14 protein-coding genes are annotated in these 14,920 nt (G+C 41.5%); all 14 read right to left on the minus strand.

Annotated features, from left to right (window positions below; all coding sequences use genetic code 11):
* Positions 1-2 precede the first annotated feature (2 nt).
* Entirely contained in the window at positions 3-722 is a 720-nt protein-coding gene (locus tag QWT69_RS09525; RefSeq protein WP_317965118.1) for a DUF881 domain-containing protein, read from the minus strand.
* A 31-nt stretch (positions 723-753) separates the two neighbouring features.
* Positions 754-1,479, minus strand: coding sequence for a DUF881 domain-containing protein (locus tag QWT69_RS09530; RefSeq protein WP_317965120.1), 726 nt, complete (start codon positions 1,477-1,479; stop codon positions 754-756).
* Positions 1,454-2,248, minus strand: coding sequence for a cell division protein FtsQ/DivIB (locus QWT69_RS09535; RefSeq protein ID WP_317965122.1), 795 nt, complete (start codon positions 2,246-2,248; stop codon positions 1,454-1,456). Before QWT69_RS09535 ends, QWT69_RS09530 begins: the two co-directional genes overlap by 26 nt.
* Before the next feature lie 14 nt (positions 2,249-2,262).
* Positions 2,263-3,354 (minus strand): putative lipid II flippase FtsW, encoded by a 1,092-nt coding sequence (ftsW, locus tag QWT69_RS09540; RefSeq protein WP_317965124.1) that lies wholly within the window; start codon positions 3,352-3,354, stop codon positions 2,263-2,265.
* A 36-nt stretch (positions 3,355-3,390) separates the two neighbouring features.
* Positions 3,391-4,737, minus strand: a complete 1,347-nt coding sequence (murD, locus tag QWT69_RS09545) for a UDP-N-acetylmuramoyl-L-alanine--D-glutamate ligase (RefSeq protein ID WP_317971021.1) — start codon at positions 4,735-4,737, stop codon at positions 3,391-3,393.
* A 3-nt stretch (positions 4,738-4,740) separates the two neighbouring features.
* On the minus strand, positions 4,741-5,715 hold the full coding sequence (gene mraY / locus QWT69_RS09550; protein WP_317965126.1) for a phospho-N-acetylmuramoyl-pentapeptide-transferase: 975 nt from the start codon (positions 5,713-5,715) through the stop codon (positions 4,741-4,743).
* Between the two features lie 39 nt (positions 5,716-5,754).
* Entirely contained in the window at positions 5,755-7,596 is a 1,842-nt protein-coding gene (locus tag QWT69_RS09555; RefSeq protein ID WP_317965128.1) for a penicillin-binding transpeptidase domain-containing protein, read from the minus strand.
* 131 nt (positions 7,597-7,727) lie between these two features.
* A complete protein-coding gene (locus tag QWT69_RS09560) occupies positions 7,728-9,905 on the minus strand; it encodes a penicillin-binding protein (RefSeq protein ID WP_317965130.1) in 2,178 nt (725 codons plus the stop codon).
* Positions 9,906-9,967: 62 nt separating this feature from the next.
* Positions 9,968-10,348 (minus strand): cell division protein FtsL, encoded by a 381-nt coding sequence (ftsL, locus tag QWT69_RS09565; protein ID WP_317965132.1) that lies wholly within the window; start codon positions 10,346-10,348, stop codon positions 9,968-9,970.
* Positions 10,349-10,365: 17 nt separating this feature from the next.
* Positions 10,366-11,298, minus strand: a complete 933-nt coding sequence (gene rsmH / locus QWT69_RS09570; protein WP_317965134.1) for a 16S rRNA (cytosine(1402)-N(4))-methyltransferase RsmH — start codon at positions 11,296-11,298, stop codon at positions 10,366-10,368.
* Between the two features lie 27 nt (positions 11,299-11,325).
* Positions 11,326-11,757, minus strand: coding sequence for a division/cell wall cluster transcriptional repressor MraZ (mraZ, locus tag QWT69_RS09575; RefSeq protein WP_317965136.1), 432 nt, complete (start codon positions 11,755-11,757; stop codon positions 11,326-11,328).
* A gap of 171 nt (positions 11,758-11,928) precedes the next feature.
* Positions 11,929-13,539, minus strand: coding sequence for a bacillithiol biosynthesis cysteine-adding enzyme BshC (bshC, locus tag QWT69_RS09580; protein ID WP_317965138.1), 1,611 nt, complete (start codon positions 13,537-13,539; stop codon positions 11,929-11,931).
* 89 nt (positions 13,540-13,628) lie between these two features.
* Positions 13,629-14,018 carry a DUF3397 domain-containing protein gene (locus tag QWT69_RS09585; RefSeq protein ID WP_317965140.1) on the minus strand — a complete coding sequence of 130 codons (390 nt, stop codon included), beginning with the start codon at positions 14,016-14,018 and terminating at the stop codon, positions 13,629-13,631.
* 9 nt (positions 14,019-14,027) lie between these two features.
* The gene (locus tag QWT69_RS09590) at positions 14,028-14,918 is read right to left on the minus strand and encodes a ketopantoate reductase family protein (protein ID WP_317965142.1); all 891 of its coding nucleotides are present in this window, start codon (positions 14,916-14,918) and stop codon (positions 14,028-14,030) included.
* Positions 14,919-14,920: the final 2 nt, after the last annotated feature.

A 14,920-nucleotide genomic window follows, 5' to 3' on the forward strand; every position in this document is an offset into this window, starting at 1 on the left:
AGTTATTCCCCTTTCGGTAGCTCATTCAAATACAGATTTTCCAACTTTTCTGGCCAAGCACGGATGATTACGCCTTTTTCAGGGGGTTTAATATCCAGAATCAGATTATCCAAATAGAAATCATCATGTATCGATGATGCCAACAAATAATTATAGAGCTTCTCACTATCTGCTAATGTCTGTGAAATGATTTTTATCTTGAACGGCGGTGTCGAAACATTTAAACCGTTAACGGAAGTGGAACCATTAATGACACGTATCGAACTTAAGACGTTATATCTTTTACCGTCTATTTCCATATCAATTCCTTTAAATCTGTTTACGTCATTGACAAAACGGGTTAATAGATCGGATGAAATACTCGTGATTGGTATTCCATACGCTATACTTTCTGCAGATGGAAGGATATCGATAATAATCCCAGGTCCTTCTATGTCAGTAGTGCCTGCTTTCTGATGTAGCTTGTCCACTGTGTCTCTCAGCGCTTGTCCAGTACTGAAATCACTAAGCGTTCGATAGGAAGACATCGTCCTGTCCAACTCACGTATTTCAGACAGTAGTTCAGAGTGAAGTTTTTTCTCTTCAGCTAATTCTTGGCGTATCGCCCATATATCCCTCGTATCACGTTGCTTAGGATTCTCTATTGAATTATATTGAACGGCAATCATAAAACCGATTAGAAGGAGGATTAGTGTGAATTTAAGATTTATCGTCTTTTTCATCAAATATCCCCTTTCCCGAAAGACGTCATTCTCATGATTCGTTTCGTAATGCCGGTAATCGAATCTCTTTCAGTTGTTCAATTCCAACTACAATATTGTCGTGAAGCAGGCTATCCACCATGCCGCCTTTTAAAGTCAGTGATGCTGAGAGTACTTCGGTATCTCCTACAGCTTCAATGACAAACGGTGCCGGTAGTGTACGACCGTCAATCTTAATGACAGGGCCTGTACATTTTATATACGAATTCGATGAAATCCGCTGTCCATTAATCGCAATTCCTTGTGCACCTGATATTTTCAATTCATTAACGACACCTAACACATGGCTCTCATGGACAATATACTCATTCGGATTCTGTTCCACAGGATCATAATCCCCGTCTGATAATGTCACTTTTACGCCAGGACCTGTTGCAGGAATTGCACCGAGTAACAGTCTCAAATCTTTTGCTTCATTCACTAGGCCTGCATGGTTATTTTCATTCTCCGAGAACGATTTTTCAAACTCCCTGATTTCGACTTGTTTTTGAAGGATTTCATCAGCGAGTTCTTTGTTGCGCTCTTTCTGACTGATAAGATCTTCGCGATACTGTTCTTCCTGCTGAGAAGTAGCGCCATGAACTGCATCCGACTTGTCCTTTCCTAATGTTCGGTAAGAAAATGCGAAAATAAAACCGAGCACAAGAAAAACAATCGCATACAGGACATATCTTCCCCTTTGGTTATTCCCATTACTCGCTTTCTTCGTCAACTTCATCACCTACTCCTTCTTCCCCCTCCCCTCCGCCATAAACTTCGCTGAAAGGAGAAAAGAACGTTCCGACTTCCATATCGATTATACCCTTTTCAAGGCCATTCAACTGTGATGTAATTTCTGGATAATACACCATGCTTTCTGCAAACGTTTGAATGATTGCACGAACTTCGTATCCATCATCCATATAAACCGTAATAGTATCATGATCATCTCCTGAACCCGTGTAAATGATTTCAGAAATAAGATGCAACACTTCATCGTCTATTTTCAACAGTTGTGCTGTCAGTTTTTTTCGGACGTCAGAATCATCCACATGATTCAAAATCGGAATATTTGAACTGATGTTTTCACTTCGGAATATTTCACCATTTTCTAGCAGTAAAGAATAATTTCCTTTGTCCTCGATATAAGCAACCGTTTCCCATTCAATAATAGCGATGTCAATATCCCTCAGTAACTTTCTTGTAACAGTTACTTCTTTCACGCCATCAATAGAAGCCAACTGTTTCTGAACACCTTCCGTGCTGAAGCTCCAATATGGTGTGCCAGATGAAATCCCGCTCTTCTCAATATAATAAGTGTCTTCATACAAGTGAGCGCCATTTGTTACAATCTCCCCGACTTTGCTGTATGGGGACTGGAAATATAATAGGACGAGGAGAGCGATGAAAAAGATCGCGATGATGAAGAGAAACTTTTTGTTCGTCTTCCTCCTTCGCTTTTCTCTTAACGAAGGAATCCGTTCTTCAATATCAATCACTTTATCCATTGACTCCCCACCTTTCAAATTCGTTTTCGATTAAATGCAAAATGTAAAATAACGCCCGCTGCCATCCATGTTGTCAATAATGAGGAACCACCATAGCTAATGAAAGGCAATGTCACGCCTGTCACAGGTAGTAGTCCGGATACGACACCAACATTGAGGAATGTCTGGAAAATGATCATCGACGCCATACCAGCAGTTATTAAAAAAGAAGGATATGCTTTTGTCCGAATAGCAATCCCAAATGCAGAGACGAGTAATACAACAAACAATAACAGTATGAATGTCGCGCCAAGAAAACCGATTTCTTCTGCAATGATTGAAAAGATGAAGTCATTCTGGGGCTCAGGCAAGTACAAATACTTCTGTCTGCTATTTCCGTATCCGTGACCAAACAGGCCTCCAGGTGCTATAGCGAATAAAGATTGGATTCCCTGGAACCCTGCTCCGAGTGGATCATTCCAAGGATCGATATACGATTTGATGCGATCTAATCTGTATGGCGCTGCGGCAATAAGAGCAATGAAACCTCCGATGCCTGCAAATCCGATGACAGTGAAAAACGATAATGGATAACCCGCTATAAACAAGATGACGAACGCCGAGACAATCATAATGACAGCTGAACCAAGATCCGGCTGTAACATAATTAAAGCCGCCGGTAATAGGATTAGAATAAAATGACTGATGTGAAAAGGACTTTTTCCCGCACGCATCTTCATTGAAAAAGCGAGCTTTCCAATCAAAGCCACTTTGACGAATTCAGCAGGCTGAAGACTGAATGGTCCCAAAGCAATCCAACTTTGAGAACCATTCCTGACAGCCCCCACACCCGGGATCATGACAGCTACTAACAACAGAATCGTTATGTAATAAAAGACTGTCCAAAATGTGTGGTTAGAGGTCCATGGGCTTTTCATCAACACGAACGCGGCAAAGATTGAAACCGCCATATAAATTCCTTGCTTGACTATAAAAGGCGAAGAATCGGCATAATGGACTTGGCCCCAGTAAGAACCTGCTGAGTGGACAAATGCCAATCCGACTATAGACAGTAATGCAGCTGATATGAGAAACGCAGCTTTCAATTTCCGGTCCAGTGAACGCATCCTTCCGTCTTATTGTTTACTACATCGTCGTAGGTTTTACAGTTTCATAATAGCTTCGATAAATGCATCTCCACGGCTTTCAAAGCTCTTGTATTGGTCCCAGCTTGCACAAGCCGGTGATAGAAGAATTTGGTCCCCTTCTTTAGAAACCTCATATGCAGCCCTAACAGCTTCTTCCATGGAAGTGACTTTTTTAGCGAATGGGACTCCGCATGATTGGGCGAATTCAACTAACCGATTGCCTGTTTCACCTAGTGTCAATAGTGCTTTCACTTGTGACATGTATGGTCTTAACTCTTCAAAGGAATGACCACGGTCCAAGCCACCTGCAATCAAAATAACGGGTTCATCGAATGATGATAAAGCACTTTTTGTAGCAAGCGTATTTGTTGCTTTGGAATCATTGAAAAAGGTACGATTATCCAGTTCTTTTACAAATTGCATACGATGACGCACACCCGTAAAGGAACTCAAGACATTTTCAATTGCTTCTTTATCACAATTTAAAAGAATAGCAGATGCTGTTGCTGCTAAGATATTTTCCAGATTATGCTGTCCGAGCAGTTTGATAATAGATCTTTTTACGAATGGCTCACCTTGCCAGTAGATCAACTCATCATCAGCTGAAATACCTTCCTGCTTTTTACCGTTGAGCGAGAATGGAACTCTTTCCCCACGACCATGTCCGATATACGGCTGCAATTCTGCCTGGTCAGCATTGTAGATGAAGAAATCGTCACTTTCTTGATTCATAATGATTTTCGCTTTCGCCTTGGCATATTCTTCAGCACTTCCATGATAGTCGATATGGGCATCATACAAATTCGTCCAGACAGCTATTTTCGGGCGGAAATTTTCGATACCAGCTAATTGAAAAGAAGAGACTTCCATGACAATTACATCGTTTTCAGTTGCTTGTTCAGCAACTGAGCTGGCAACTGTACCAATATTTCCGGCAATAAGCGGGTTTTTACCGCCGATATTAAGCATGTGATAGAGTAATGTCGTCGTCGTTGTTTTACCGTTCGAACCGGTAATAGCAACTATCGGAGCTTCACTGACCAAGTAGGCCAACTCAATTTCCGTCCAAATCGGTATATTTTGTTGCAATGCCTGTTGCAATACATTGTTGTGATAAGGAATACCTGGATTTTTAATAATTAAATCAAATTCCCTGTCAAGTAAATCTTGCGGATGGCTTCCACAAATCACTTCCACACCTTTTGAACGTAGAATAAGAGCATCCTCGTTTCCATCTTCAGGTGATGCATCATTAACAAGCACGACAGCACCAAGCGAATGAAGGAGTTCAGCCGCCGCAAATCCACTTTTGGCAAGACCCAGTACTAGCACGCGTTGCCCGTTGAACCTATTCGGCTTCATCAATTAGAACACCTCCAACAATAAAGGGATAATCGCAGCCAAGAAAGCCACTCCCCAAAAGACTATAACGATTTTCCATTCCGACCAACCTGATAATTCAAAGTGATGATGGATCGGACTCATTTTGAAAACCCTTTTCCCTGTCAATTTGAAACTGGTCACCTGAATCATGACCGATAATGTCTCAATCACATAGACGATCCCGATAACGAGTAAAAGAAGTTCCTGTTTCACTAGAATCGATAGCATGGCGATCGCTCCACCAAGTGCCAATGAACCTGTATCGCCCATGAACACTTTAGCGGGTTTCATATTGAAGAGCAAAAAGCCAAGCATCGCACCAGCGACAACGAATGAAAATATCGCTATATCATTTTGTTCGTACGCAAGAGCATATACACCGAAAGCAGCAAAAGCAATCGTTGACGTTCCCGCGACAAGACCATCTAGACCATCTGATAAATTGACCGCATTTGAAAACCCAACTAGCCAAAAAACAAGGAACGCCACATAGAAGATACCCAAATCGATGGAGAAATCGGTAAATGGAATAATGACCGTCGTGTCAAATGGCCCCATTTTCAAAAGGAAATAGGCGATAATCGCAATGACGATTTGACCGATTAGTTTCTGAATGGACGTCAATCCTAAGTTTCTTTTCATGACGACAATAATAAAGTCATCCAAAAACCCGATTAGACCGAAGCCTCCGAGAACAATCATTAAGACAATTGTCTGGGTTGTTAGTACATCTTCATATATGTATGATAAGGCAAGCATTGAAATGATAATCGAGCCCAGGAAAATAAGGCCGCCCATTGTAGGCGTGCCTGCTTTTTTCTTGTGGGCATCCGGACCTTCTTCCCGTATGCTTTGCCCGAATTTTAGTCTTCTAAGCAATGGTATAATCACCATGCCTAATAGAGCTGTTATGATGAATGCGACGGTGATGACCGTCATTGTTGTGACGAGTTTCATAGTATGTGCTCCTTAACTGTTTTAAAAATGCGGTATTGCTCATTCTTCTGTATAGACATGGATGATATCATCAACATTCATTAGCGTATCCGGCTCGGGCATCTGATATTTGACGACTTCACCTTTTCCATGCCATTTTATAGAATACGTATGAAGTTGACGACCTACCATGCCTTTTGTCATCCCTGTTAGATCTGGTACACGGTGAGTGACTTGATCGCCCCATCGGTATTCCTTTTCAATCTGATCCGCCCGCTTTTCGATTCCTGCTAGTGGTGCTATTTCTTCGATAATTCTTCCTACAATCGGCGCCGCGATAACTCCACCGAACTGAACAGAGTTTTTCGGACTGTCGACTGCGATATAAACAAGCAATTCGGGATCATCTGCTGGTGCAAAACCGATAAATGAAACGATATAATCACCGTCCCGGTATGCACCGTCTACAACCTTTTGAGCAGTCCCTGTTTTACCGCCGACACGAAGTCCATCATTGAAAGCATTGCGTCCAGATCCGTTTGCGACAACAGACTCTAAAGCTTCTCTCACTTGGGCAGAAGTTTCTTCGCTAATGACTCGTCTTTTCATTTCCGGTTCAAAAGCTTGTATCGTCTCACCCTTATCATTCTTTATTTCCTTCACAATATACGGTTTATATAAATAACCGCCATTTATAGCAGCGGCGACCGCTTGCACTTGTTGGATTGGCGTAACGGAAATCCCTTGGCCAAAAGCAGTAGTAGCCTGTTCGACAGGACCAAAAGCCTCTTTAGAAAATAGAATTCCCTTTGCTTCGCCCGCGATTCCGGAGCCGGTCGTTTCACCAAATCCGAACTTTCGAATGTAAGAATCCAGTTTTTCGCCTCCAAGTCGCTGTCCAATCTCTATAAAGCCCGGGTTACAAGAGTTTTCAACTACTTCTAAAAAGGACTGATGACCGTGTCCGGATCTTTTCCAGCATCTTAATCTGGCATTTGCCACTTTTGTATAACCTGGATCATAGAAATGGTCATTATGAAGATCGATGACTTTCTCTTCAAGGCCTGCTGCCAACGTTACTATTTTGAATGTCGATCCCGGTTCAAATGTCATCCATACAGGTAAATTCCGATTATATATTGACGGATCGACATCTTGGTAGTTAGTCGGATGAAACGATGGCATAGATGCAAGAGAAAGGATTTCACCTGTCTTTGGATTCATGATAATTCCGAGCGCTTGAGTGGAGTCATATTTCTCCATCGCTTGTATCATTTCACGTTCCATAATCTTTTGCATTTCAACATCGATAGTCAATTCAATTGTTGCACCGTTTTCTCCGGTTTGAAAACCATCGTCAACATGGGGTAACGGAACTGCTCTAGCATCTGTATAAAGTCTGACTTTATCACCTGTACCCTGTAGTATTTCATCATAAGCATATTCAATACCTGCCAACCCCTGACCATCATATCCTGTAAATCCAATAAGTCTAGCTAACAAATCATCATTCGGATAATTCCGGACAAAGTCGACACCAGTGTACAGGCCTTCGATTTGCAGTTTTGCGATTTCATCGGCCTGTTCTTGCGTAATATTCTTTCCTTCAGGTGCCAATTTCACCATATACTCTTTTTTCGTCATTTTTTCAAGTAGCTTCGCAGCATCCGTTTTAAGAATCGCAGCTAACTCTGTTGCCGCTTTTTCGGGTTCACGGTTTTGGGAAGGCATAAAGTACAATGTCGGAGCAAGTTGGTTACCAACTATACGTTGTCCATTGCGATCGTTTATTTCTCCCCTAATTGCACCAAAAGGTATTTCTCTATCCCAATTCTCTTCCGCTTTTGCTTTTAGCCAATCATGCTTCACGATTTGAACATGAAAGAGTTTGCCAACAACCATTATAATACAGACGATAAATAAGATGAAAACTGCTCGTAATCTTTTTTTTGATTGTAAATCGGCATATTTTCGCAGTTCCCCACACCTTTCATTTTTCTATCAACTTATGAAAGGATCCGGAAAGCTATACATCATCCGCCAATTATCTCTTCTTCCTCTTCTGATTCATCTTCAAACTTTACAGGTGAGTGTTTCATTTCAGGCGACTGTAATTGCAAGACGACAGGGTCAACTTTGCTGACAACAGAACCTTCTGACAGGCTTTGTTCTACAACATATCCATCGCCATTTAAACGAATGTCCAGTCCAGATAACATTTTAAACGATAACACCATTTTTTTCGACCATCCGGAAAAATTTGGCAACTTCGTGTCGCCGGAGGTCTGCAAAAGTACAATTGAACCTTTCGTCAATTTTGCTCCTTTTTCGGGATATTGACTAATTACTTTACCGCCTTCACCGATTAGAATCGGCGTAAAGCCTTGTTCCTGCATTTCACCAAATGCATCAGACGCTTCTTTACCAACAGTTGTGGACAATGAAACTGAAGCTGGTGATCCACTGTCTTTTGGCACGATGTTCATATACTTCAAACTACTTTCCATAATGGATGTAAAAAGGGCTGCTACAGGATCAGATCCATATTGCCCAACTTCCAGTTTCGGCTGTTGGACTATAACGTAAGTCAACAGTTGTGGATCATCGATGGGTGCCATTCCAAGAAACGAATACAAATAATTTCCGTCGCCTGCCAAGTAACCACGTCCCTTAGTGTTAGGGATTTCAGCTGTTCCCGTTTTGCCGCCAACAGTGTAATCGGATAAGGCGAATTTCCGACCGGTTCCAGCATCAGATGTGACAGTAGATGCTAATATTTCCCTTACCTGTTTGGCAGTCGCTTCAGAAATCGGTGATTGACGCTCTTCAGGCTTATGATCTTCTATAACCTTTTCGGTATTCGGGTCTATGATTCTATCAATTACATAAGGCTTCATCATTTTACCATCATTCGCAATCGCCGTGGCCGCCTGTATCATTTGAATTGGTGTTACCGTTGAACCTTGTCCGTAAGAAGTCGTTAGACGTTCACTCGGGTTAATATCGAGAAGAATGCCCGATGCCTCATGTGGTAAATCAATACCCACTTTCTCACCAAAGCCGAAACCTTTCAAGTATTCGATGAATGTACGGTCTCCCATACGTTCTAACAGATAGGCCATAGAGACGTTGGATGAGCGTTGGAATCCTTCTAGAAACGATATTCGGCCCCACCCTGTCCTGTTCACATCCCTGATCGTCTTATCATAAATCGTATATTGTCCAGATTGGTATTCGGCCATCGGATCCCATTTCTTTTCTTCTATAGCTGAAGCCAATGTGAACATTTTCATCGTAGAACCTGGTTCTACCGTGTTCTCCACCGCGTCATTCAGCCAGTTCTCCGTCAGTCCTTCACGTGTCCCTGGATGGAAGGAAGGCCGCTGACTCATCGCATATATCTCTCCCGTCTTCGGATTCGCGACAACAACGAGCATCTTTTCAGGGGAATATTGCTGATTCACCTGATTCATAGCATCTTCCACAAAGTTCTGGATGGTCTTGTCGATTGTCAATTGGATCGTCATCCCATCCTTAGCGGCAACAATCTGTTTCTCTGTTTTTGGTAGGACGAATCCCCAAAAATCAGTCTTATAATCCATTTTACCGTTGACACCTGTGAGTAGGTCGTTATAAGTCTTTTCAAGTCCCATTTTGCCGACTGTTGAAATTTTTTTATCTTCGCCTTCTTCTTTCATTGCAAACCCAACTAGATACGAAGCAAAATCACCATTTGGATAGAACCGTTTTTTATCTTCTATGAATTGCAAGCCTGTAACATCTTCATTTTTAGCTGCTTCTTTTATGGCAAGCATCGTTTCATGATTGATGTCACGGCCAGCTTTGCCAAATTCGGTTTGATAGACTTGATAATCTTCCGTGTTTTTAGCTATGGCGGCTTTCATTTGGCTTAAAATTTTTTCTTTATCCATATCGATATATCTGCTTAACAATTCTGCTGTCTTTTCATAATCTACGACGTGTCTTGGTTTTTTTGCATTTTTTTCAGTAGCGGATTCAGCGAGAATAGCAATCAGTCGATAGCTCAACGTATCAGAAGCGATCATTTCACCATTTCTATCAATGATCTCGCCTCTTTCAGCTTTTAATATCGCTTCTTTAGCGTATTTTGCTTCAGCCATCATTGCCATCTGACGACCTTCCGCTTGCCCTGTTATCTGAATGCTTAAAAGTCGTACGAATAATAGCAAAAAGAGCCCTCCGAAAACTACAAACATCAGAAAGGCTCCCCATTGAAATCGAAACTTCTTTTTCATCGTCCAGGCACAACCTTTACGTTCTTCTCGTTAAGATTCAACCCAAGCTCCTTTGCTTTATTCCAGATTACTTCGTATGTAGATTTCTCGCTCGCTTGGATGGCCAATTCGGTATTCTGTTTAGTCGTCTCTGTAATTTCCCGATTCAGCTTCTGAACTTCTAAATTTGTTTCGTTAACTTGGGCTTGAGTATGCAATATCATTGTAGAAAAAACAACGAGTGCTCCTGCAAATAGCAGAAACAAGAATTTCTCACCGGATGAGAAATGTTTTCTGGAACGTCTTACCGGCTCTTGGTTTTCTTGTCTCTTTGGTACTTGTGGCTGTTCAACTTCATGAATCGTATTCGTTTGAAATATTCTTTGTTCCAATGCCATCTAACAATTCCCCCTTTTTATTTTTTCTCTAAGATTCTTAGCTTTGCAGACCGGGCTCTTTTATTTCCAGCAATTTCGGTTTCGCTTGGAATAATCGGTTTTCTCGTAACAAGTTTAAAATTAGGATCCATACCTTCAGGAATGATTGGTAAGTTTGGCGGAAGCTCAGGTAACGATGATGCTTCTTTGAATATCGTTTTGCATAACCGATCTTCAAGGGAATGGAATGTGATGACTGCTATACGCCCGCCTGTATTTAACATTGTCAAAGCGTCTGTTAATGAATCTTCAGCTGCTCCGAGCTCATCATTTACCGCAATACGGATTGCCTGGAAAATTCTTTTCGCAGGATGACCGCCAGTTCTTCGCGCAGCAGCAGGAATGCCTTCTTTTATAAGTTCTGCAAGTTCCGAAGTTGTACGTATCGGCGCATGGGTTCTAGCTTCTTCGATTTTCCTTGCTACACCTTTTGAAAATTTTTCTTCGCCATACCTAAAAAATATTCGAACAAGATCTTCATATCGCCATTCATTCACTACTTCAAATGCAGTCAGTGGCGCATCAGTATTCATGCGCATATCAAGAACTGCATCATGGTTATAGCTGAAGCCTCTTTCTGGAGTATCCAGTTGTGGTGAGGAAACTCCAAGATCATATAGAATCCCATCTACAGAAGTGATGCCAATCTTGTTTAGCTCGCTCTTTAAATCTCTAAAATTCGAATGAATGAATGTAACTTTCGCCAAATGTTCTTTCAGCTTTTCCTTCGCTGCATCGATTGCCGTCATATCTTGGTCAAAACAAATTAACCGACCAGATGGGGACAATTCTTTTGCAATCTCAAGACTATGGCCAGCTCCACCTAATGTGCAATCAACATAAATGCCATCAAGTTTAATATTAAGGCCATCGACGGCTTCCTGCAGTAATACTGTTGTGTGGTCAAACATTGAAACCGCCTCTTTCAGTAATAGTTATCAAAAGTCAAAGTCAATAATATTTTCCGCGATTTCGTTGAACGATTTCTCAGATTCGTCATAATAGGAATCCCAAGCGCTCTTAGACCATATTTCAATACGGCTGGACACTCCGATGACGACACAATCCTTTTCAACTTTCGCATAATCGAGTAAGGAGGTTGGAATATTAACACGGCCCTGCTTGTCAATGTCCACTTCGGTTGCACCGGAGAAGAAAAATCTAGCGAAAGCTCGTGCATCTTTTTTGGTTACAGGTAATGCTTTTAACTTCTCCTCTAACCGTTTCCATTCCTCCATAGGGTAACCGAATAAGCAATTATCCAATCCACGAGTCAACACGAAACCATCCATCAAAAATTCCCTGAATTTCGATGGAACGATTAGACGACCTTTAGTATCGACTGTGTGTTGATATTCGCCCATGAACATACTCTTCACCCCACTATATGAATTTAATGTACCACATCCCTCCACATTCCTCCACTTATATTCTATTTTCCTTTTAAAATGTGTCAATAGTACTTGTTTCATTGAGATATCCAAATCGATTTACAAGCAAAAACCCTTCCAGTCAATAGGACTGGAAGGGTTTTAGGTTCTTTAAAGATAGACAATTTTATGTGTATTATCCATCGCTATCGTTTGTTGAAGTAGGTCGTCTACTAATGAGTTGCCATAGCTATTCATAAAGAAGTACGGGGTAAATATTCTCTCCTGCAGAGAACCTTCCGGTAAAAGTTCATTTTCAACTTTACTATACTTTTGGAGCGTTACATCATTTTGAATCAGCAGTTCCTCTTCCATTTTCCCCCTCAAATAATCAAATTGCTTTTTATGGAGTTTTAGGTTCTTTTGAAGAATCTGCTGCATCCCTTTACTTGCTTCACTCATTAATTCTGTATAGCTCCTATCCAAGCGTTGCTCAGTTTCTTTTAGCAAGTTTTCAAAGTCTTCATTGTGAAGAGACTCAAGCAAACTCTCACGATCCTCATGAACTTTTCCTGCCATAACGTCTTCAACTGTCAAAGATAACTCCTTTAAGAGCTGTTGCACTTTAGGCGTCACAAGCGTCATTGAAATTCGAGGAACAATTATCGGCATTTTTATGCCTAAATGATGAAATGACTCTTTTAGCAATGCCCAATAAGCAATTTCCCCCGCACCACCGACAAATGCAAGGACTGGAAATACAAAATCCTGCATGATCGGCCGTGTGGCAACGTTATTGCTAAGCATCCACGGTTGTTCAGTAGCCATGCTAATCATTTCTTCTTCCGTGAAACGGATGCCTAACGAGTCATTCACAAATTGCCCATCTCTTTTGGACAACAGGACACGTCCAGTTTCATGAACATAGAACAGATTTGCAGCATCACGCTGGGCTTGAATCGGACGGACAAAACCTCGATCTTCAAAATCATTTTCTTTGCAAACAATCATTTCTGACAGTTTTTCAGATTCACAGATCAGCTTATAAAAATGTTCCGTTTCGATTTCACGCAAAGGTTTATACGCCGAGTCGATGAACAATAGACCCTTCTCTTTAAAGAGTCCATTCATCAATCTTACAAAGAAACTTGTAAATGTCTTCTCTAACTTGACCGCTTCGAGCACATCTTGCTTCAAAGCCTTTGTATGAGTGTTTTCGCCGAATTGACGGAAAATATCTTCCACAAACGACACCATTTGCGCCTCAGTATATGCTGCGTCAGATGCCATCCATTTGAAGACGAACTTCTCATCGTATTGTTTTTTTGTCACTTTACCCGCAGTCTCCGTGTACACATGATTGATTTCATTCAAGTCATGATCTTCGCCCGCTACCCAAAATACCGGTATGACGGGAATGTCCAACTGCTCCCTTTGTTGTTCGGCAAGAATCAGGACAGTGACCGCTTTATGGATCGAGTAAAGAGGACCGGTCATAATTCCCGCTTGCTGTCCACCTATAACTACAACACCATCGTCAGCAAGTTCCTCGATATGTTTTGAGGCTTGTGCGGAAATACCGAATGGTTCCATATATGACCGTATGACTTCGGCAAGTTGCATTCGCGAATAGTTTCTTTCTGATAATTCTTCGATTCTCTGCGAATACGAAGCCGCTTCGTTTTTGTAATCAAAAAAAGTATGTATGAACTGATCATCATTTGTGTATGCATGTAGCACTTTGTTTTCATTTTGTAAGACTAATGTTTCGATTTCCATCATGAATGCCCCTTTTTACTGGTTTGAACAGAGTATATCATCCTCGATCACCGTAGGAAAAACATACGCTTACTAACCTGGTCTAGCTTATCTCATTTTACATATTCCATAACTTTCATCGAAATCCCAATAAACAGCAACGCTAAATAGGAAATCGCCAAAAGTAGAAAATACATCCGCCAAGTCTTATGAATGAAACGGATCATTTGAAACTCTTTCTCTTTCAGCCGCTCCTTTGTCGCAAAATAGAGTGCAATGATAATCATCGCACCACTTAAGACGAACCCCGATCCTTTTCCAAAAACCGACAGCGAGATGAAGTAAACGGAAATGATCAAGAATGGCGTCGTCCAATCGGCAGCCTTTCCCATCATCCTGGCAGGCGCCTTACCTCTCTTCCGCATAATGATCAAAAATGAAACGGTGACGAGAAATGGAAACAGTACAATGATTCCCGTAACGAATGAAATGAGCACCTTCACAAGTTCTAGTCAACTCCTATCTACGGCATAGAGTAATTGTTCCAACGTTTTCAGTAATGGCATTCTTTTTCCGCGTTCTTCAGCCATTTGCAAAAGCACAGAAACGATGGTGTCGATTTCCATAGGCCTGCCTTTCAAGCGATCATTCAACATGGACGATTCATTGTCGCATGTACGCCTGCAGATTTCCTCCACAGCCGACTTAGGCAATTCACAGTGCATTTCGGGAAAGGCGTTTAGTACTTCATCATACAACTGATCAAAAAGTGTTTTCGCATAAGAATTCACCAATAATTCACCATTCTTCAATTGGAGAATGGCAGTCAGCGGATTGATCATACAATTAATAAGAACTTTTCGAAACACCGTTTTTCTAGCATCTGCAACAAACTCTATAGGAAACGAAGTTGTTGAACTACTTTTTAGCGCATCAAAAGAACTTGCTACGCCACGATAAGGCGCGATTTTCATCACCCCAATTCCATTATGTGAAACCGTCCTATCATCAATTCGTCCAGCTCCATGTTCCACAGTTGAAAAAAAGACATTCGGCAAAGCAGTACTACTCACAAGGTTAAAATGGGAAAATCCATTCTGCACGAAAAGTATAGGATTCTTTATTTGTTGTGCAATCAATGTATCGACAATCGATGCGACACCAGCTGACTTTACAGCAACAATCCAAGGAACGTCTTTCGACACTCGTTGAATATCTGTTTCAGCCTTCACTTCAAAAACTACCGCCGAATCAGGCTGATTGATCCGTTGGATGCCTTGCGACTGAATCAGCTTCGCCTGCTCAGCTCTTCGTACAAAAAACGTAACTTTCCATCCACTTTCAGCAAGATACGACCCAATTAACAGACCGATAGAACCTGCCCCTGCAATGACTACTTCCATCG

The organism is Sporosarcina oncorhynchi (genome assembly GCF_033304615.1).
Classification (GTDB): domain Bacteria; phylum Bacillota; class Bacilli; order Bacillales_A; family Planococcaceae; genus Sporosarcina; species Sporosarcina oncorhynchi.